At 72.2% G+C, this 18,727-nt stretch carries 17 protein-coding genes; 10 read left to right on the plus strand and 7 right to left on the minus strand.

Features of this window, described 5'->3' with window-relative positions; all coding sequences use genetic code 11:
* Positions 1-104: 104 nt before the first annotated feature.
* Together COUCH_RS18980 and COUCH_RS18985 are read left to right on the plus strand one after the other, a co-directional pair.
* Positions 105-2,054, plus strand: coding sequence for a PPC domain-containing protein (locus COUCH_RS18980; RefSeq protein ID WP_249613426.1), 1,950 nt, complete (start codon positions 105-107; stop codon positions 2,052-2,054).
* A gap of 207 nt (positions 2,055-2,261) precedes the next feature.
* Positions 2,262-2,636 (plus strand): VOC family protein, encoded by a 375-nt coding sequence (locus COUCH_RS18985; protein WP_249613427.1) that lies wholly within the window; start codon positions 2,262-2,264, stop codon positions 2,634-2,636.
* A gap of 31 nt (positions 2,637-2,667) precedes the next feature.
* Here COUCH_RS18985 and mraY read toward each other — a convergent pair whose 3' ends face one another.
* The 3 genes from mraY to zwf all read right to left on the minus strand — a co-directional run bounded on the left by mraY (position 2,668) and on the right by zwf (position 5,864).
* On the minus strand, positions 2,668-3,771 hold the full coding sequence (gene mraY / locus COUCH_RS18990; RefSeq protein WP_249613428.1) for a phospho-N-acetylmuramoyl-pentapeptide-transferase: 1,104 nt from the start codon (positions 3,769-3,771) through the stop codon (positions 2,668-2,670).
* 87 nt (positions 3,772-3,858) lie between these two features.
* Complete coding sequence (locus tag COUCH_RS18995) at positions 3,859-4,191, minus strand: STAS domain-containing protein (RefSeq protein ID WP_199512874.1); 333 nt, start codon at positions 4,189-4,191, stop codon at positions 3,859-3,861.
* A gap of 179 nt (positions 4,192-4,370) precedes the next feature.
* The gene (gene zwf / locus COUCH_RS19000; protein WP_249613429.1) at positions 4,371-5,864 is read right to left on the minus strand and encodes a glucose-6-phosphate dehydrogenase; all 1,494 of its coding nucleotides are present in this window, start codon (positions 5,862-5,864) and stop codon (positions 4,371-4,373) included.
* A gap of 157 nt (positions 5,865-6,021) precedes the next feature.
* Here zwf and COUCH_RS19005 point away from each other — a divergent pair, with 157 nt between their 5' ends.
* Positions 6,022-6,963 carry an exopolyphosphatase gene (locus COUCH_RS19005; RefSeq protein WP_249613430.1) on the plus strand — a complete coding sequence of 314 codons (942 nt, stop codon included), beginning with the start codon at positions 6,022-6,024 and terminating at the stop codon, positions 6,961-6,963.
* Between the two features lie 146 nt (positions 6,964-7,109).
* On the opposite strand, the gene COUCH_RS19010 is transcribed toward COUCH_RS19005, so the two are convergent.
* Positions 7,110-7,937, minus strand: a complete 828-nt coding sequence (locus COUCH_RS19010; protein ID WP_249613431.1) for a DUF1775 domain-containing protein — start codon at positions 7,935-7,937, stop codon at positions 7,110-7,112.
* 81 nt (positions 7,938-8,018) lie between these two features.
* Between COUCH_RS19010 and COUCH_RS19015 the strand changes: the two genes are divergently transcribed.
* From COUCH_RS19015 to COUCH_RS19035, 5 genes are all read left to right on the plus strand, one after another.
* Positions 8,019-8,228: an RNA-binding S4 domain-containing protein gene (locus COUCH_RS19015; RefSeq protein WP_249613432.1), complete on the plus strand. Its 210-nt coding sequence runs from the start codon at positions 8,019-8,021 to the stop codon at positions 8,226-8,228.
* A gap of 117 nt (positions 8,229-8,345) precedes the next feature.
* Positions 8,346-9,710 (plus strand): ABC transporter substrate-binding protein, encoded by a 1,365-nt coding sequence (locus tag COUCH_RS19020; protein ID WP_249613433.1) that lies wholly within the window; start codon positions 8,346-8,348, stop codon positions 9,708-9,710.
* A gap of 9 nt (positions 9,711-9,719) precedes the next feature.
* On the plus strand, positions 9,720-10,679 hold the full coding sequence (locus tag COUCH_RS19025) for a carbohydrate ABC transporter permease (RefSeq protein ID WP_249613434.1): 960 nt from the start codon (positions 9,720-9,722) through the stop codon (positions 10,677-10,679).
* Positions 10,680-10,749: 70 nt separating this feature from the next.
* Positions 10,750-11,634: a carbohydrate ABC transporter permease gene (locus COUCH_RS19030; protein WP_249613435.1), complete on the plus strand. Its 885-nt coding sequence runs from the start codon at positions 10,750-10,752 to the stop codon at positions 11,632-11,634.
* 75 nt (positions 11,635-11,709) lie between these two features.
* Complete coding sequence (locus tag COUCH_RS19035) at positions 11,710-12,597, plus strand: hypothetical protein (protein ID WP_249613436.1); 888 nt, start codon at positions 11,710-11,712, stop codon at positions 12,595-12,597.
* A gap of 120 nt (positions 12,598-12,717) precedes the next feature.
* On the opposite strand, the gene COUCH_RS19040 is transcribed toward COUCH_RS19035, so the two are convergent.
* Positions 12,718-13,086, minus strand: coding sequence for an FKBP-type peptidyl-prolyl cis-trans isomerase (locus tag COUCH_RS19040; RefSeq protein ID WP_199512867.1), 369 nt, complete (start codon positions 13,084-13,086; stop codon positions 12,718-12,720).
* A gap of 157 nt (positions 13,087-13,243) precedes the next feature.
* On the opposite strand from COUCH_RS19040, the gene COUCH_RS19045 reads away from it, so the two are divergent.
* Positions 13,244-14,185: a lytic polysaccharide monooxygenase gene (locus tag COUCH_RS19045; RefSeq protein WP_249613437.1), complete on the plus strand. Its 942-nt coding sequence runs from the start codon at positions 13,244-13,246 to the stop codon at positions 14,183-14,185.
* A 55-nt stretch (positions 14,186-14,240) separates the two neighbouring features.
* Here COUCH_RS19045 and COUCH_RS19050 read toward each other — a convergent pair whose 3' ends face one another.
* Positions 14,241-15,149, minus strand: a complete 909-nt coding sequence (locus COUCH_RS19050; RefSeq protein WP_249613438.1) for a TIGR03619 family F420-dependent LLM class oxidoreductase — start codon at positions 15,147-15,149, stop codon at positions 14,241-14,243.
* A gap of 228 nt (positions 15,150-15,377) precedes the next feature.
* Here COUCH_RS19050 and COUCH_RS19055 point away from each other — a divergent pair, with 228 nt between their 5' ends.
* Positions 15,378-15,956: an RNA polymerase sigma factor gene (locus COUCH_RS19055; RefSeq protein ID WP_249613439.1), complete on the plus strand. Its 579-nt coding sequence runs from the start codon at positions 15,378-15,380 to the stop codon at positions 15,954-15,956.
* Here COUCH_RS19055 and COUCH_RS19060 read toward each other — a convergent pair.
* Positions 15,953-18,673 (minus strand): AAA family ATPase, encoded by a 2,721-nt coding sequence (locus COUCH_RS19060; RefSeq protein WP_249613440.1) that lies wholly within the window; start codon positions 18,671-18,673, stop codon positions 15,953-15,955. The two genes, COUCH_RS19055 and COUCH_RS19060, sit on opposite strands and share 4 nt — an antisense overlap.
* Positions 18,674-18,727 lie beyond the last annotated feature (54 nt).

Below are 18,727 nucleotides of genomic sequence, written 5' to 3' on the forward strand. Positions count from 1 at the left end.
CTGTTAAGCCTTATCGATCGCCCTAGATATTGACCACCCTCTTCAGTAGCGTCCCCCTTGCCGTCCGTGGCGGGGGCCCCGGACGCGCTGAAGGGGGATACCTGATGCGACGAAGCATCGCGACCGTCGGTGCGGTCGTGCTCGGCCTGGCAACGCTCCTGCCGGGCGTGGCACACGCCGCTCCGAACCCGTCCGATCCGGGGCTCAGCCCCGCCGACCGGGCCTCGCTGGCCGCCGCACTGCCGGTGGCTCCCAAGGCGGCCCCGGGCAAGAAGCCCGCCGGCCCGAACCCGTTCCTGTCCCTGCTGCCCGACGCGAGCAAGGCCGACTACAGCAGCTGGGCGGCGTACCTGAACAAGCAGGCCGCCGCGAAGGCCGCCGCCCGGCTCAAGGCGCAGGGGGCGCCCTCGGCCGCGGCGAAGGCCGCCGCCGCGGTCGTGGTGGACGAGGACGAGCCCGACGGCACGCTCGGCTCCAACGAGACCCCCGCGAACGCCCAGCGGATCTCGATCTTCGGCACCGGCGCCGGCCAGAGCCCGGCGATCCGCATCCTCGGCTCGCTCGACAACGAGTCGGTCACGCCGGTCACCCGGGCCGCGACGCCCGAGGACGACGGCTCCATCCCGCTCGCCGGCGACACCGGCATCGGCGCGGGCCGGCGGGCGATCGTCACGTCGGCCGAGATCGGTGACGGCCCGCACGGCTCCGCGGGCACCGGCACCAACGACTTCGACTTCTACAAGCTCACCGCGGCCGCCGGCCAGACCGTCACGGTCGCCACCGCCACGCCGACCGGCGACCTCGACACGATCCTCGTGCTCTACACCGCCGACGGCACGCCCGTCGCCTCCGACGACGACTCCGGCCCCGACTTCGACAGCCGCCTGACGTATTCGGTGCCCGCCGCGGGCACGTACTACGCGGTCGTCGCGTCGTACAGCGGGCTGCCGGCCGACCCGTTCGACCCCGCCAGCGGCGACGGCGGGGCGGGCGAGGGCCCGTACACGGTGACGATCTCGGCGGCCGCCGCCGACCGGGACTTCTTCGCGATCAAGCTCAAGCCCGGCGACGTGCTCGGCGCCTCGGTGAAGGGCTCGCCGTCGTACCTGACGGTGTACGACACCGAGCCGCGCGAGGTGCACGGGTCCAACCAGGACGCCACCTTCATCTACCCGCCCGACTCCAAGCTGCCGGGCGGCGGCAACGCGGCCACCGACTACGTCGCGACCAAGGCGGGCTGGCACTACGTCGGCGTCGCCGAGGGCAGCGGCAGCTACGACATCACGGTGGAGGCCTACCGGCCGCCGCTGCAGGGCACCCGGCCCAACCAGACGCTGTTCCTCGACTTCGACGGGGCCCGGGTCAACACCGGCATCTTCGACGGTACGGGCAACGTCACGCTGAGCCCGTTCTCGGCGTTCCTGGCGCGCTGGGGCCTCACCCGTGCCCAGGAGGACGAGGTCATCGACCGCATCGTCGCGGGTGTCACCGAGAACCTGAAGCAGGACCTCATCGCCAGCGGCCTCAACAGCCGGTTCAAGCTGAAGATCCTGAACAGCAAGGACGACGCCGACCCCTGGGGCCAGAAGAACGTCAGCCGCATCGTCATCGGCGGCACGATCGAGGAGTCCGGCGTCAGCACGATCGGCATCGCGCAGAGCATCGACCCGGGCAACTTCGAGACCGAGGAGACCGCCCTGGTCCTGCAGGACGTGCTGAGCGACCCGGCGGGCGGGCCGGCCTCGCTGAACACGTACCTGACCGACGCCAGCGACCGCGTCGCGTTCGTCAGCCAGGCGATCGCGAACGTCACCTCGCACGAGGCGGGTCACTTCTTCGGCAACTGGCACACCGACAACTCCGACGACGTGCCCAACCTGATGGACTCCGGCGGCGCCAACTTCGACGTGCTCTTCGGCGTCGGCCCGGACGGCATCGGCGGCACGGCGGACGACGCGGACGTGGACTTCGGCGACGACCGGTTCAGCCCGGCGGAAGGCTTCATCGGTACGGAGGACACGCTCGGCCGGATCGTCTTCGGCCTCACCAGCTGAGCGGTCCGCGCACGCACGGCGCCCCGGGGGTTCCCCGGGGCGCCGCTGTGTTCAGTAAGGTGATCCGCGTGAACACCGGGCCGGCGATACGCCATTCACGGACGGGCTCTCCGGTGGACAGCTGACGGCAGCACGGGCGCGAGGACCTCCGGTGCTTCGAGCATCGAGCGTCCATCGTCGTACCGACACCATCAGCGAGGTTCATCAGTGACAGTCACCTTCAACCACACCATCATCGCGTCCAAGGACCGGGCCGAGTCGGCCCGCTTCTTCCGGGAGCTGCTGGAGCTGCCCGAGGCTCCGTCCTGGGGAGTGTTCACCAACATCCAGCTCAGCGACGGCGTGCTGCTGCAGTTCGCCGAGCCGCCGGTGGAGATCCAGATGCAGCACTACGCGTTCCTGCTGGACGACGACCTGTTCGACCGCGCCCTGCGGCGGCTGCGCGACGGCGCGGTCGTGCACTGGGCCGATCCGCAGATGCGCCGCCCGGGCGAGATCAACCACGAGCACGGCGGCCGGGGCGTCTACTTCAAGGACCCCTCCGGTCACGCGATCGAGCTGATCACCCGGCCGTACCTGTAGGAGCGCGCCGGGCAGGGCCACGGCCGTGGCCCTACCCGGCGGCCGCCAGGAAGTCGGAGTAGAAGAGGCCGAGGCCGGCGGCCACGCAGACGCCGGCCACGGTCCAGAACCGGACCACGATGTTGACCTCGCTCCACCCGGCCAGCTCGAAGTGGTGATGCAGCGGCACCATCCGGAAGACCCGTCTGCCGGTGGTCCGGAACGAGACGATCTGGATCACCCAGGTGACGGTGATGATGAAGAAGAGACCGCCGATGAGGATCGAGAGCAGCGTGGTGCGGGTCGCCACCGCGAGCCCGCCGATCAGGGCGCCGAGCCCGAGCGCGCCCACGTCACCCATGAAGATCCGTGCCGGGGACGTGTTCCACCACAGGAAGCCGACGCAGGCGCCGGCGGCCGCCGCGGCGATCATGGCGATCTCGAGCGGATCGCGGGTCTGATAGCAGTACTCGTGCGCGCGGGCGTACGTCTCGTCGGCGCACCAGTGCCGGTACTGCCAGTACCCGATCAGCGCGTACGCGCCGAGCACCAGCGTCGACGCCCCGGTGGCCAGCCCGTCGAGGCCGTCGGTGAGGTTCACGCCGTTCGACATCGCCGTGATGACGAAGACGAAGGCGATCACCGCCCCGACCTTGCCGACGTCCAGCCAGCTGATGTCCCGGATGAACGAGATGTTCTCGCTGATCACGGTCTGGCCGCTGGTGCTCGCCACGGACAGGGCGGCGAGGCCGAACCCGATGCCGATGACCGCCTGGCCGAGCAGTTTGCCCCTGGCCGACACGCCGTCGGAGTTGCGCTTGCGGACCTTGAGGAGGTCGTCGACGAAGCCGACCGCGCCGCAGGAGACGAACAGGCCGAGCAGGACGAGGGCCGTCATGGTCGGCTTCTCCTGGGCGATCTGCCGGTCGGGCAGCGTGACCAGCGCGACGTGCCCGGCGACGTACGCCACGAGCGTCGCCAGGATGAACACGACGCCCCCCATCGCGGGGGTGCCCTTCTTGCCCTCGTTCGAGGCGAGCCCCAGCGAGCGGATCGGCTGGCCGGCCTTGAGCGCGCTGAAGACCCGGATCGCCACCGGCGTGGCGAACAGGGAGACGATGAACGCGACCGCGGCCGCCACGATGACCGCCCTCACGGGCGGCCCTCCACAAGATCCGGATCACTCACGGGGCACGATCCTGCCATCCGGCAGGAGCCGGTGCCGCCCCGGACCCCCGGTCCCTCAGTCCTTGAGCGCGGTCTCCACGTCGGCGTGCAGCGACAGGTAGTCGGTGAGGCCCAGGGTGTCGAGCAGCCGGCGCAGGAAACCCGACGGCGCGGCCAGGCGGACCCAGCCGCCGCGTTCCATGGCCCGGCCGTGGGCCGTGACCAGCACGCCGACGCCCATGGAGTCGCAGAAGTCGAGGCCCGAGAGGTCCACGACGACGCGCGGGGTGGGGCGCTCGACGAGCCGGCCGAGGTTGGCCTTCAGCGAGGGCGCGGTGTCGATGTCGAGGGAGCCGCGCAGGGTCAGGACGGCGGTGTTCGGCGGGTGGTGCGCGACCGAGACCTGCATGGGGGGTGTCGCTTTCGTCGTGGGGCGGGCAGGGGTCAGCCGTGGGTTCGGAGGGTCGGCGGTGGTGGTGCCTCCACCCTAGGCGAGGTCCCCCGCATGGGCGAATTCAGTCGGCGGCCACCACGTGCAGCGGCCGGGCCTCGACTCGCGAGACCCGGCCGGCGTGCGGTGGTACGGCGTCAGAGCTCGTTGCGCCACTTACGGCCGCTGCGGCCGATGAGGCGGTCGGCGTCGGTGGGGCCCCAGGAGGCGGCCTCGTACGTCGGGATCGGGGACTGGTCCTTCGCCCAGTGCTCGATGATCGGGTCGACGATGCGCCAGCACTGCTCGACCTCGTCGCTGCGGATGAACAGTGTCGGGTCGCCGAGCAGGGCGTCGAGCAGCAGCCGCTCGTACGCCTCGGGCGACTCCTCGCGGAACGTCTGCTCGTACGAGAAGTCCATGCTGGCCGTGCGCACCCGGAACGAGTGGCCGGGGACCTTCGCGCCGAAGCGCAGCGAGATGCCCTCGTTGGGCTGGATCCGCAGGATGAGTGCGTCGGCGTCGAGTTCGGTGAGCTGCGCGGTGGGGATCGGCAGGTGCGGCGGACGCTGGAACTGCAGCGCCACCTCGGTGACCCGGGCCGGCAGCCGCTTGCCGGTACGCACGTAGAACGGCACCCCCGCCCAGCGCCAGTTGTCGACGTTGAGCCGCATGGCCGCGTACGTCTCCGTGCGCGACAGCGGGTCGACCCCGGCCTCCTCGCGGTAGCCGGCCATGAGGTCCTCGCGGGTGCCGCCGCGGGTGTACTGCCCGCGCACCGCCAGGTCGGCGATGTCGCGGTCGGTGGGCAGCCGGATGGCCTGCAGCAGCTTCACCTTCTCGTTGCGCAGCCCCTCGGCGTCGAACGAGGCCGGCGGCTCCATCAGCGCGAGCGCGAGGACCTGCAGCACGTGGTTCTGCACGATGTCGCGCATGGCGCCGGCGTGCTCGTAGAAGCCGCCGCGGGTGCCGACGCCCAGCGTCTCGGCGACGGTGATCTGCACGTGGTCGACCCAGGAGCGGTTCCAGATGGGCTGGAAGATCGCGTTGGCGAAGCGCAGCGCCAGCACGTTCTGGACGGTGTCCTTGCCCAGGTAGTGGTCGATGCGGAAGACCTGCGGCTCGTCGAACGCCGCGTGCACGATGCCGTCCAGCTCGCGGGCGGTCTGCAGGCTCTTGCCGTACGGCTTCTCGATGACCAGCCGGGCGAACGAGCCCTCGCGGGCGTGGTTGAGCCCCGCGCCGGCGAGCCCGTTGATGACCGGCTCGAACGCCTCGGCGGGCGTCGACAGGTAGAAGATCCGGTTGCCGGAGGTGCCGCGGGTGGCGTCCAGCTCGTCGAGCACCTCGGCGAGGCGCTTGTACGTCTCCGGGGCGTCGTAGCCGCCCGAGACGTACCTGATTCCGCCCTGGAGCTGCGGTTTGTCCGCCAGGCTGCGGGTGCCGAGCGCGCTGTCGGCGAACTGGTGGTCCTCCATCGGCGTGCGGGCCACGCCCACGAGCGCGAACTCGCCGGGGAGGCGGTTGTGCCGGGCCAGGCTCTCTACGGCCGGCAGCAGCTTGCGGCGGGTCAGGTCGCCGGACGCGCCGAAGATCACCAGGGTGGCGGGCGGGGCGTTGCGGTCCTGTGCGAGCTGGGGAACGGGTTCCATCGTCAGGTCTTCCTCCGGCCGCGTACGTGGGCTTGCGTTTGAACTTTACGCAGCGCGAGGGCCGCTCGGATCAAACCGGTACGCCGATGCGACCAGGGCCATAGCCGCAAAAGTGGCAAACTGGGAACTAAGCCGCCGTCCGCCAGAGGGAGATCTCGTGAAGTACCGGCTCGTGACCCGCAGCGACTTCGACGGCCTCGTCTGTGCCGTGCTCCTCAAGTTCATGAACGTGATCGACATCGACGACATCAAGTTCGTCCACCCCAAGGACGTCCAGGACGGTACGGCGGACATCACTGAGCGTGATATTTTGACGAACCTGCCGTACTCGCCGAAGGCTCACCTGGTGTTCGACCACCACCACTCGGAGACGCTGCGTAACCCCGGGGAGCGGCCGAACCACATCATCAACGCGGACGCGCCCTCGGCCGCGCGGGTGGTGTTCGAGTACTACGGCGGCGCCGACCGCTTCCCGGAGGTGCCCGGCGACCTCATGCGCGCCGTCGACCAGGCGGACTCGGCCGACTACTCGATCGACGACATCCTGCGTCCCACGGGCTGGACGCTGCTCAACTTCATCATGGACAGCCGGACCGGGCTGGGCCGCTTCAAGGAGTTCCGGGTCTCCAACTTCGCCCTGATGCGGCTGCTCATCGACGCCTGCATCCAGATGGGCATCGACGAGATCCTCAGGATGCCCGACGTGGCCGAGCGCGTCGACATGTACCGCGACTCGTCCGCCATGTTCGTGGAGCAGCTGCAGCGGGTCAGCCGGGTCGACGGCGACGTCGTGATCGTGGACCTGCGCGAGGAGGAGACGATCTTCGCCGGCAACCGCTTCATGGTGTACGCGCTGTTCCCCGAGGCGCGCGTCTCGGTCCACGTGATCTGGGGCTTCCAGCGGCAGAACACCGTCTTCGCCTGCGGCAAGTCGATCCTCGACCGCACCTCGCCGGTCGACATCGGCGAGGTGATGCTGCGCTACGGCGGCGGCGGCCACCTCGCCGCGGGCACCTGCCAGGTCCCGCACCAGGACGCCGAACGGGTCCAGACCGAGATCGTCGAAGCGCTCAGGACCCCGCGTACGGTCTCGGTCTAGATGGTGTTGGCGGGGCGGGAAGCCGAACCTTCCCGCCCCGCCCGACGCGAGTCGTGGGTCTTGCCCTGGACCCCACCCGCATGTCGTGGTCCGCGCCCCACGCGCATCGCCACGACAAGCCCGCGCCCACCTGCGCGGGACATCTGTCACTCCTGAGGGCCGTCCCGGTAGCTCCAGGCGGTCACCCGCGGGGCGCCCGCCGTCGCCAGTTCCTTCTCGTCGCCCGCGGCCTCCTCGCCGGCCGGCGGCTCGGCGGCCGGGCGGCGGCGCGAGCGCAGCATCGCCACAGCGCCCGCGGCGAGGGCGAGGGCGGCGACGACCCACCCGGCGACGGTCCAGAAGCCGGGACCGTCGTCGGCGGCCGCGGCCAGGGCCGCGAAGGTGGCCGCGTCGGCGTCGCTCGTACCGTCGGTCCCGCTCGTGCCGTGACCGGAATGCCCGGCGGCCTCCTGGCCCGGCGCCGCCGGGGTCAGCGTCAGCGCGACCGGCGGCATCGGCACGGCCTTGGCCGGATCGGCGTACGTCGGCTGCACCGCGAAGCTCATCCGGGCGCCCGACGTCGGCATCGGGCCCATCGCGACCGTCAGGTCGGTGGACTTGCCGGGTGCCAGCGCCTTGCCCGGCATGGCGATCCAGGTGATGGACGCGGCGGTCTCGCTCACCGGGCCGGCGCCGTGGATGGGTGTCAGCGGGGCGTCGAGCTTCCGGTTCTCGATCTGCGGTGCCCAGCTGTCGACCGACAGCGGGTAGACCTCGGCGACCGGCATCTCCGGGGGCAGCACGAGCTTGAGCCGGGTGATCGGGCTGGCGGCCGTGTTCGTCACCGTGAACGCGAGGTTCTGGCCACTGCCCTGCGGCACGCTGGGCGGGCTGACCGTCACGTCGGCGGCGGCGGGGGCCGCGAAGCCGAGCACACCAGCGGCGACGGTGGCGGCCAGTACGCCCGCCCGGCGGTGCTTCTCGAGTCGACTCACGCCCGGTAGTTCGGGCCGCGCGCCGGAATGGTTCAACACCCGGCGAGATTTCTTCGCCAGGCCGTGCCGCATGATGGTTGCATGCGTGAGGTGCCCATCGGCGGCGACATGATCAGACTCGGACAGTTCCTCAAGCTCGCCGACCTCATCGACACCGGGGGAGAGGCCAAGGTGCTGATCGCCGTCGGTGACGTGACGGTCAACGGTGAGGTGGACACCCGGCGCGGGCGGCAGCTGCATCCCGGGGACGTGGTGGCCGTACGCGGCCGGACGGTGCGCGTGATCGCGTAGGGGCGGGACGGGCAGACTTCGATACTCATTTATGCAGCTCACCGTCACGAGCTGTTGACACCGCGTCGATCACAGGCATGTACTGGGTCCGATGTCCCGCCTCGCTGGGGAGGCCCCATGTCACGTGCCCGTCTGCTGCCGGGAACCGTCACCGTCCTGCTGGCCGTGGCCCTCGCCGGATGCGCGGGATGGGGTGGCGGCGGGGGCGGCTCCGGCGGGGCGAACAGCATCGACGTGCTGATGGTCAACAACCCGCAGATGATCGATCTGCAGCGGCTGACCGCGGACACCTTCACGAAGCAGACCGGCATCACGGTCAACTTCACGGTGCTGCCGGAGAACGACGTCCGCGACAAGATCAGCCAGGAATTCTCCAGCCAGGCCGGGCAGTACGACATCGCGTCGCTGAGCAACTTCGAGATCCCGATCTACGCCAAGAGCAAGTGGATCGCGCCGCTCGACGACTACGTGCGCGCGGACACCGCGTTCGATCAGGCGGACATCCTCAAACCGATGACGCAGTCGCTCACCGCGGACGACGGCAAGCTCTACGGCGAGCCCTTCTACGGTGAGTCGTCGTTCCTGATGTACCGCAAGGACGTGCTCGACGCCCAGGGCATCACGATGCCGGCGAAGCCGACCTGGCAGCAGGTCGCCGACATCGCCGCCCGGGTGGACGGCAAGCAGCCCGGCATGGCCGGCATCTGCCTGCGCGGCCAGCCCGGCTGGGGCCAGATCTTCGCCCCGCTCACCACGGTCGTCAACACCTTCGGGGGTACGTGGTTCGACGCGGACTGGAACGCCCGGGTGAACGCGCCGGAGTTCCGCCAGGCCACCCAGTTCTACGTGGACCTGGTCCGCGCCCACGGCGAGACGGGCGCCCCGCAGGCCGGCTTCACCGAGTGCCTCAACAACCTCATCCAGGGCAACGTCGCCATGTGGTACGACGCCACCAGTGCCGCCGGCTCGCTCGAGGCCGCGGACTCCCCGGTCAAGGGCAAGATCGGGTACGCCGCCGCCCCCGTGGTCCGTACGCCGAGCTCCGGCTGGCTGTACGCGTGGTCCTGGAGCATCCAGCAGGCCAGCGAGAAGAAGGACAACGCCTGGAAGTTCATCTCCTGGGCCTCGTCGAAGCAGTACGAGCAGCTCGTCGGCGAACGGGTCGGCTGGTCCAGCGTCCCGGCCGGCAAGCGCTCCTCCACGTACACCAACCAGGACTACCTCAAGGTGGCCTCGGCGTTCGCCGCGCCCACCCGGGACGCCATCGCGGGCGCCGACCCGCGCAACCCCGGCGTGCAGCCACGCCCGGCGCTCGGCATCCAGTTCGTCGACATCCCCGAGTTCACCGACCTCGGCACCCAGGCCTCCCAGTACGTCAGCTCCGCCATCGCCGGGCAGATGAGCGTGACCGAGGCCCTCGACCGCGGCCAGCGGCTGGCCGAGGACGTCGCCGAACGCTACAAGTCCCGCGCGGAAGGCTGAGGTGCCGTCATGACGTCCGTCGCCGAACAGACCGGCACCCGGGCCGGCACCGCCGAGCCGCCGCGGGGCGGGGCCCGCCGCGCGAGCGGCTGGATCCGGCGCGCGCCGCTGCTGCCCGCGCTCATCTTCATGATCGTGGTGACCCAGCTGCCGTTCGTGGCCACCCTGGTCATCTCGTTCATGGACTGGAACGCGTACTACCCCGACGAGGTGGGCTTCGCCGGCGTCGACAACTTCCGGCGGGTGTTCACCGACGTCAACATGCGCGACGCCGTCTGGACCACGATCCTGCTCACCGTCGGCGTGGTGCTGCTGAGCCTCGTCCTGGGCCTGGGCATCGCGCTGCTGCTGGACCGCAAATTCCGGGGCCGGGGAGCGGTCCGCACGATGATGATCGCCCCGTTCCTCGTGGTGCCGGTCGCCGCGGCGCTGCTGTGGAAGCACGCGCTCTACAACCCCGAGTACGGCCTCTTCAACGGCGCGCTCACCTGGATCTGGGGCCTGTTCGGCTCGGACAACCCACCGCAGCCCGACTGGATCAGCAACATGCCGCTCTGGTCGGTGATCTTCGCCCTGGTCTGGCAGTGGACGCCGTTCATGATGCTGATCCTGCTGGCCGGCCTGCAGGGGCGCCCGCTCGACGTGATCGAGGCGGCCCGCATCGACGGGGCGAACAACTGGCAGATCTTCCGCAGCATGACCCTGCCGCACCTGCGCCAGTACCTCGAGCTCGGCGCGCTGCTCGGCTCGATCTACATCGTGCAGAACTTCGACGCGGTCTTCACGATCACGTCCGGCGGGCTCGGTACGGCCAACCTCCCGTACACGATCTACCAGATCTTCTACCAGGCCCACGACTACGGCCGGGCCTCCGCCGCCGCGGTCGTCGTGGTGGCCGGGACCATCATCATCGCGACGTTCGCGCTGCGTACGGTGTCGTCGCTGTTCCGAGAGGACCCGGGCCATTGAGTGCAGCGGTGGGGCTACGACCTGAACCACGACGGCGGACGAGCGCCGACCCGCGGAGCGGAGGCCGGCAATGAGCATCACCGACACCGCACCGATCGCAGCGACGCGGGACGAGCGCGGCCGGCCCGTGAAGAAGCGGCGCGAGGGCGCCAACGTCTGGCTGAGCCTGCTGGCGTGGGTGGTCGGCATCCTGTTCGTGCTGCCCGTGGTGTGGATGGTGCTGACCTCGTTCCACTCCGAGGCCAAGGCCGCGCAGAACCCGCCGGCCGTCTTCGCCCCGCTCACCCTCGAGGGCTACCGCGAGTTCTTCTCCGGCGGCGCGAGCCCGTGGCCGCCGCTGCTGAACTCGCTCACCGCCAGCGTGGTGTCGACCGCCCTGGTGCTGCTGCTGAGCTTCCCGGCCGCGTACGCCCTGAGCATCAAGCCGGTGAAGAAGTGGACCGACGTGCTGTTCTTCTTCCTCTCCACCAAGATGCTCCCGGTCGTCGCCGGCCTGCTCCCGCTGTACCTGTTCGCCCAGAACACCGGCCTTCTCGACAACATCTGGCTGCTCATCGTCTTCTACACCGCGATGAACCTGCCGATCGCGGTGTGGATGATGCGCTCGTTCCTGTCCGAGGTGCCGGTGGAGATGCTGGAGGCGGCCGCGATGGACGGCGCCGGGCTGAGCAAGACGCTGCGCTCGGTGATCGCGCCCGTGGTCATGCCCGGCATCGCCGCGACCGCGCTGATCTGCTTCATCTTCAGCTGGAACGAGCTGCTGTTCGCCCGGGTCCTGACCGCCACCGTCGCCGAGACCGCGCCGGTGTTCCTCACCAGCTTCGTCACCAGCCAGGGCCTGTTCCTCGCCCAGCTGTGCGCGGCCGCGTTCGTGGTCTCGCTGCCGGTGCTGGTGGCCGGCTTCGCCGCGCAGGACAAGCTCGTGCAGGGCCTGTCGCTGGGGTCGGTGAAGTAGCGGGGCCGGTGAAGGGGTGGCACGTTTTTCGCGCGGCGGTGGAACCGGGCGCCGACGGGGGTACGTCTGACGACCATGACGACATTTCGCGGCCTGGGGGCGGTCGCAGCCGCCGCCACATTCCTCCTGATCAGCGCCTGCGCGCAGGCCGGCACCGCCGGTGGGTCCGGCGCCGCGCCGTCCTCCGTGCCCCCGTCCGGCCCGCCCGCCGGCGACGCGGACGGCCTGGTGCTGCGGGTCAGCCACACCGGCGGGTTCGTCGGCCCGGACGCGCTCGCCGGCCGCCTGCCCGACCTCAGCGTGTACGCCGACGGCCGGATGATCTTCGAGGGCCCGGTCACGGCGATCTACCCCGGTGCCGCGCTGCCCAACGTGCAGGTCCGCCTGATCTCGCCCGCGCAGGTGCGCGAGCTCGTCGAGCGCGCCGTGGCCGCCGGGGTGCGCTCCGGCGCCGACCTCGGGCAGCCGGGCGTCGCCGACGCCACCACCACCGAGGTCACCGTCGTCACGGCGGCGGGCGAACAGAAGGTGGCCGCGAACGCGCTGCGTGAGGCGAGCGACGACGACCCGCGGCTCACCCCGGCGCAGCGGCAGGCCCGGGCGAAGCTGCAGGACTTCATCGACCGGGCCGACAAGCTGGCCGCCGGTCCCGGCGCGCAGCCGTACCGGCCGGAGATCCTGGCGGCGATCGTCACGCCGTACGTCGAACCCGGCGACGACCTGCCCGCCCGGCCCGAGGGCAGGACGTGGCCGGGCCCGGCGCTGCCCGGGGAGCCGCTCACCCCGGCCCTCAAGCTCAGCTGCGTGACCGCGACCGGCGAGCAACGCGACGCGATCCTCGCCGCGGCGAAGGACGCGAGCGCGAACACCCCGTGGGTCTCCGGCGGCAACGGCTGGACCGTCCGCTTCCGTCCGCTGCTGCCCGGCGAGACCGGCTGCGCCGATCTGAAGGCGGCGCGGTGACCCCGATCGGCGAGCCCTTCGACCCGGCCCAGCACTCCCGCGGGCCGGCCGGTGACCGGGACGGCGACGGGCCGGGACAGGCGACGCCCGTCCCGGCCCGCGCGGCCTGCCGGCCGTGGCTCAGCGCACGCCGAGCAGATCCACCACAAAGATGAGCGTCTCGTTCGGCTTGATGACGCCGCCGGCGCCGCGGGCGCCGTACCCCAGGTGCGGGGGGATGGTCAGCTTGCGGCGGCCGCCGACGCGCATGCCGGCCACGCCCTGGTCCCAGCCGCTGATGACCTGACCGGCGCCGAGGCCGAACTCGAACGGCTCGCCGCGGTTGTAGGAGGCGTCGAACTCCTTGCCCGAGGAGAACGCGACGCCCACGTAGTGGACGCTGACCTGGTGTCCCGGCTTCGCCTCGTCGCCGTCGCCGACGACCAGGTCCTCCGCGACCAGCTCGGCGGGCGGCTCACCGGTGATGGGGCCGACGTCGGGCTTCTGCATGTGTCCTCCTGTGTCGATTGCGTGCAGGGCCATGCAACCACAGCCGGGTGTGCTTTCGGGCAGCGCCACCCCTGGGGGGTGAACGATCCGCGGCCGATCTCCGTACTGTCCGCCGTGGGCCCGCTCCGCCCACAGGGTGTGCCGCCGAGGAGGTCGCATGAGGTCCGTCCGCCGTACCGCAGCTCTCGCCGTCGCCGGCGGGATCGCCGCGGCCGCGACCGTCCTGCCGGCCGCGCCGGCCCTGGCGCACGGCGCGCCGACGTCGCCGATCAGCCGGACGGCGGCCTGCGCGACCGGCGGCGAGCGGACCGGCTCCGCCGCGTGCCGGGCCGCCCGGGAGGCCAACGGGCGGGCGTTCGGCTCGTTCGACAACCTGCGGGTCCCCAACGTCGGCGGCAAGGACCGGCAGTACATCCCCGACGGCAACCTGTGCAGCGGCGACCTGCCCGAGTTCCAGGGCCTCGACCTGCCGCGCGCCGACTGGCCGGCCACCAAGGTCACCGCGGGCGCCGCGCTGCCGATCCGGTACGCCGGGACCATCCCGCACGAGGGCACCTTCCGGGTGTACCTGACCAGGGCCGGCTACGACCCCGCGCGGCCGCTGGGCTGGGGCGACCTGGGCGACCCGATCCTCACGGTCACCGACCCGCCGCTGCGCGACGGCAGCTACCGGATGACCGCGAAGCTGCCCAGGGACCGTACGGGACGGCACGTGCTGTACACGGTGTGGCAGACCTCGAGCACCCCGGACACGTACTACTCCTGCTCCGACCTCGTGATCTCCGCGCCGGTGGCGGTGGCGGCCGCCAAGCCGGCGAAGGCCACCCCGAAGGCGTCCCGGTCCGCCGAGCCGGGTGCGGTGGCCGTACCGCTGGACGCGCAGAGCCCGGCGAGCGCGGCGGCCCCCGCGGCGCAGGCCCACGAGTCGTGGCTCAGCCCGGCCGCCGAGGCCACCGACGACCGGGTCGAACTGGGCCACCAGATCATCGTCGCGGCGCTCATCGTGATCACCGGAGTGTCGGCGGGTGCCGGCTTCATGCGCCTGCGCGCCGCCCGGACGCAGTCCCGGACCAACGACTTCGCCCCGCCGCACCGCTGAGCGCCGGCCGGCCGGCGCAGGCCTCGCGCCGCCGCGCCGGTGAGGACCACCCGGGTCAGCCGGCCCGCATGAGCTCCAGGAAGCGGGCGGCCAGGTCGAGCATCTCGTCCTGCCGGGTCACCGTCAGGGTGAAGTCGACGAAGACCTCGTCCGCGGCCGCCTGCTTCGCGTAGGCCGCCACCTGCTCGAGCGTGCCGGTCGCGGGGACACGGGACGGGTCGGCGGGTGCGGCGGACAGCCTCGGGTTCAGCCGCTGCACCATGCGCAGGGCGGCCGGGTCCCGCCCGTACGCCTCGGCGGCGGTCCTGATCGAGTCCCACAGCGACCGCAGGTAGGGCAGCGGCAGGCCCACCGCCAGCCAGCCGTCGGCGCGGCGGGCGATGCGGGCCGTGGCCTCCGGCCGCAGGCCCGCGAGCAGGATCGGCGGGCGCGGCCGCTGCACGGGCTTGGGCTCGATGCGGCTGTCCGGTACGCGGAACCGCACCCCCTCGTGCCCCACGACCTGCGCGCCCCAGACCGCCTCCAGCACGTCGAGGATCTCGTCGAGGCGCTCGCCCCGGCCCCGCCACGGCACGCCGGCGGCGGTGTACTCGTCGCGCATCCAGCCCAGCCCCAGCCCGACCTCCAGCCGGCCCCGGCTGAGCACGTCGAGCGTGGTCAGCGTCCGGGCCAGCAGCACCGGGTTGTACCAGGGCGCGTTGAGGGTGCTCGTACCCAGGCGGATCCGGGAGGTGCCGGCCGCCGCGAAGGTCAGCGCGGTCAGCGGGTCCAGGTACGTGGCCATCTCGGCCGGCATCGTGCCGTCGCCGCCGGGATAGGGGTCGCTCGGGACCAGCGGGGACAGGAGGCGGTCGCCGGTCCAGAGGCTGTCGTACCCCAGGGTCTCCGCGGCGCGGCTGACCTCGGTGACGGCCTCGGGGCTGGTGAGGGAGCCGTAATGGGGCAGGTTGAGGCCGATACGCACGGATCGTCCTTCCACGGGGAGCGCCAGCACTGTGGACGGACACCCTACGGGGGCCCCGGCGAGCGCTTGATACACCCCGGCGGCCCGGATCCGATCGGATGGCCGACACCCCCGCGACGTACGAACCCCAGGGTGGTCCGCCTCGACGGCTAGGGTGCCGCCCGGATCTCCCGGGGGGCCGCAATCCCTAGCGTCGGACGGGTGCTGACACGGGAGGACGCGAGACCCATGACGACCAACGAATCCGACGGCATCCGTCAGACCATTCTCGACGCCCAGGCGGGGGACACCCGGGCCCGCGAGACCCTCATCCGGACGTTCGAGGCGCTCGTGTGGTGGACCGTCCGCTCGTTCCGGCTTTCCGAGGCCGACGCCGAGGACGCCGTTCAGAACACCTGGCTGCGGATGGTCGAGCGGCTCGGCGACCTGCGCGACCCCGAGCGGGCCGGCGCCTGGCTCGCCACGGTGGCCCGCCGCGAATGCCTGCAGCTGCTGCGCCACGGCCGCCGCGAGATCGTCGGCCTCGACAACCAGGCCGACCGCCCCGACGAGCGGGAGCCGCAACCCGAGCGCGCCGCCGTCGAGCGCAGCATGAACGACCTGCTCTGGCAGCACGTGAACCGGCTCCCGGCGCCCGCGCGGGCCCTGCTGACGACGCTGAGCAGCAGCAACGCCCCCGGGTACGCCGAGTTCGCCCGGATCACCAACATGCCCATCGGCAGCATCGGCCCCACCCGCATGCGGTCCCTGCGCAAGCTGCGCAGTCAGCTCGAGGGCAGCGGACTGGGGTCGTACGCATGGCACTAATCTCCGGCCGCGATGCCCGCCAGCTCGGAGCGGGAGCGGATGTTCGTCTTCCGGTAGATGTTGCTCAGGTGGTACTCGATCGTCTTCTGGCTGAGGAAGAGCGTGGCCGCCGCCTCGTGGTTGGTGGCCCCCCGGGCGACCACCAGCGCCACCTGCAGCTCCTGCGGGGTGAGGCCGGGCAGACCGGCGTCGGAGCGGGTCACCGTGGTGCCGGTGGCGCGCAGCTCGGTGTGCGCCTTGTCCGCCCAGGGCTGGGCGCCGAGCCGCTCGAAGGTCTCCAGCGCCGCCTGCAGGTGCTCCCGGGCCTCCGCGCGCTGCCGCTGCCGGCGCAGGCGCTCCCCGAAAGCCAGCTGGGTGCGGGCCCGCTCGAACGGCATCACCGCGCACGCCTCGGCGGCGAGCGCGCCGGCGAACGCCTCGCGCATCTCGCCCGGCTCGGCCAGCAGCGCCCGGCAGCGCAGCGCCGCCGCCCGCGCCCAGACGCCCTCACCGGCCGCCTCGGGCGCGTCCAGCAGCTGCGCGGCGTCGGCGGGACGCCCGGCCCGGACGTACGCCTCGACCAGGTCGAACACCCAGCCGACCACGGCCGGGTCGTGGATCTGCCGCACCACCGGGAGCTCGCGTACGGCCTCGAGCCGGGTGATCGCCTCGGCGGCGTCGCCCTGGCTGAGCGCGAGCAGCCCGAGCTCGTGCCCGGTGTAGAGGGCCATGCAGTCGATGCCGAGCCGCTTCGCGACCTCCTCCGTACGGCCCACCCGCCGCGTGCAGTCGTCGACCCGGCCCTGCACCGCGTCGAGACGGCCGGCGAAGAACAGCCCGTACAGGTTCGCCGAGCGCGTCTCGCTGGCCAGGCGCAGGCTCTCCGCCGCGCTGACCCGGGCGTCGTGCCAGCGGCCGGTGCGGAACTGCAGCTCCGACTGCACGCCCAGGGCCTGCGGCAGCACGCCCAGCGCGCCGGTGGCCCGGGCCGCGCCGACGACCCGGTCCAGCAGCTCGCCGGCCCGGTCGTAGCCGTCCAGCCAGATCCACGTCAGCGCGGCGTGGCACATCTCCTGGGCGCGGACGAGCGGGTCGGCGCGCAGCAGCTCGTCGTGGCAGTCGGACAGCAGCCGGACCGCCTCGGCGCGCTCACCCTGCAGGGCGCGGCCGCCGGCGTACGCCACCGCCGCCACCAGGCGCGCCACGCCGCCGACCCGCACACCCAGGTCGTGGGCGCGCCGGACCGCGTCCTGCAGCTCGTCGATCCGGCCGATCATGAAGTACGGGATGCAGGCGTCGGAATACATCAGCGCGGCCCGGGCCGGATCCGCCTGCTCCACGGCGTGCGCGCTGGCGGTGAGCCGCTCCAGGGCGCCGTCCGGCCGTTCCCGCCACATCCGCACGTACGCGTCCATGTGCTGGATGACCGCGCGCCGGCCGGGATCGGTGGTCAGCGGCAGCGCCTCGGCGAGCAGCGGCAGCACCTGGTCGTTGCGGCCGGCCAGCTGCCAGCACCGGGCGGCGCGCAGCAGCCGGCGGGGCCGGTCGGGGCCGCGGCTGAGCCGTGCGGCGTGGCCGAAGGCCCGGGCGGCCGCCACGTACCCGGCGCGCCCGACCGCCCGCTGCGCCGCCCGCTCGAGCTCGGCCGCGACGTCGTCGTCGGGTTCCAGGGTCGCCGCGGCGAGGTGCCACGCGCGGGCGTCCGCGGCGGCGTCGCCGGGCTCGCCGCCGAGCGCGGCGGCCAGCGCGGTGTGCGCGGCGCAGCGGTCGTCCATGGAGGCGCCGTAGTAGGCCAGCGACCGCAGCATCGGATGACGGAAGTCGACCCGTCGCTCGTCGATCGTGACGATGTCGGCCTTCTCGGCGGGCGCGAAGTCGCGCAGCTGCAGCCCGGTCGCGCGGGCCGCGGCCAGCAGCGTGCCGATGTCGCCGCCGGCGGCCGCCGCGGCCAGCACCAGCGCGCGGCGGGTCGGTTCGGGCAGCTGCGCCAGCCGGGCGCCCAGCGAGCGCTCGAGCCGCGAGCCGGTCGGGATCACCGGGGCGCCGATGGGGTCCTCGGCGGGATCGGTCCACTCCCGGCACATCTCGATCACGCCGAGCGGGTTACCGGCGGTCGCGGCGTGCAGGCGGGCCGCCGTCCCGGCCGGGGTGGCCGTCAGGGTGGCCCGGGCCAGCGTGTCGACCTCCTCCAGGCTGAGCCCGCTCAGCGCGATGTGGGGTGCGCGCAGCTCGGCGGTGTCCGAGGCGCTGCGGGTGGCCAGCAGCAGCGCGATGCCGTCCGCCTGCAGCCGCCGGCCGGCGAAGAGCACGGCCTCGCGCGACGACGCGTCGAGCCACTGCAGATCGTCCACGACGACCAGCAGCGGTCCGCTCTGCGCCGCCGCCGACAGCAGGCCCACGGTCGCGGCGCAGACGGAGAAGCGGTCGCCGGCCACCGGCGGGCCGAGCGCGAGCGCGCTGCGCAACGCCGCGGCCTGCGGGGCGGGCAGGCCGTCCAGCTCGCCGAGCACCGGCCGCAAAAGGTCGGACAGACCGGCGAACGGGATCTCGGACTCCGCCTCGTAGCCGCGGGCGCTGAGCACCCGCATACCCTCGGCGTGGTCGAGCGCGTACTTGATCAAGGTGGTCTTGCCGATGCCCGGCTCCCCGGTGAGCACCAGGGCGTCGCTGCGCCCGGCCCGGGCGTCTGTCAGAAGACCGTCGATCAATGCACGTTCGGCGGTCCGTCCGAGCATCATCGGCCGAGTGTATGCCGGTTGGCCGCATACGAGTTGTCCGCATACGAGGATGTC

The organism is Couchioplanes caeruleus (assembly GCF_023499255.1).
Lineage (GTDB): Bacteria > Actinomycetota > Actinomycetes > Mycobacteriales > Micromonosporaceae > Actinoplanes > Actinoplanes caeruleus_A.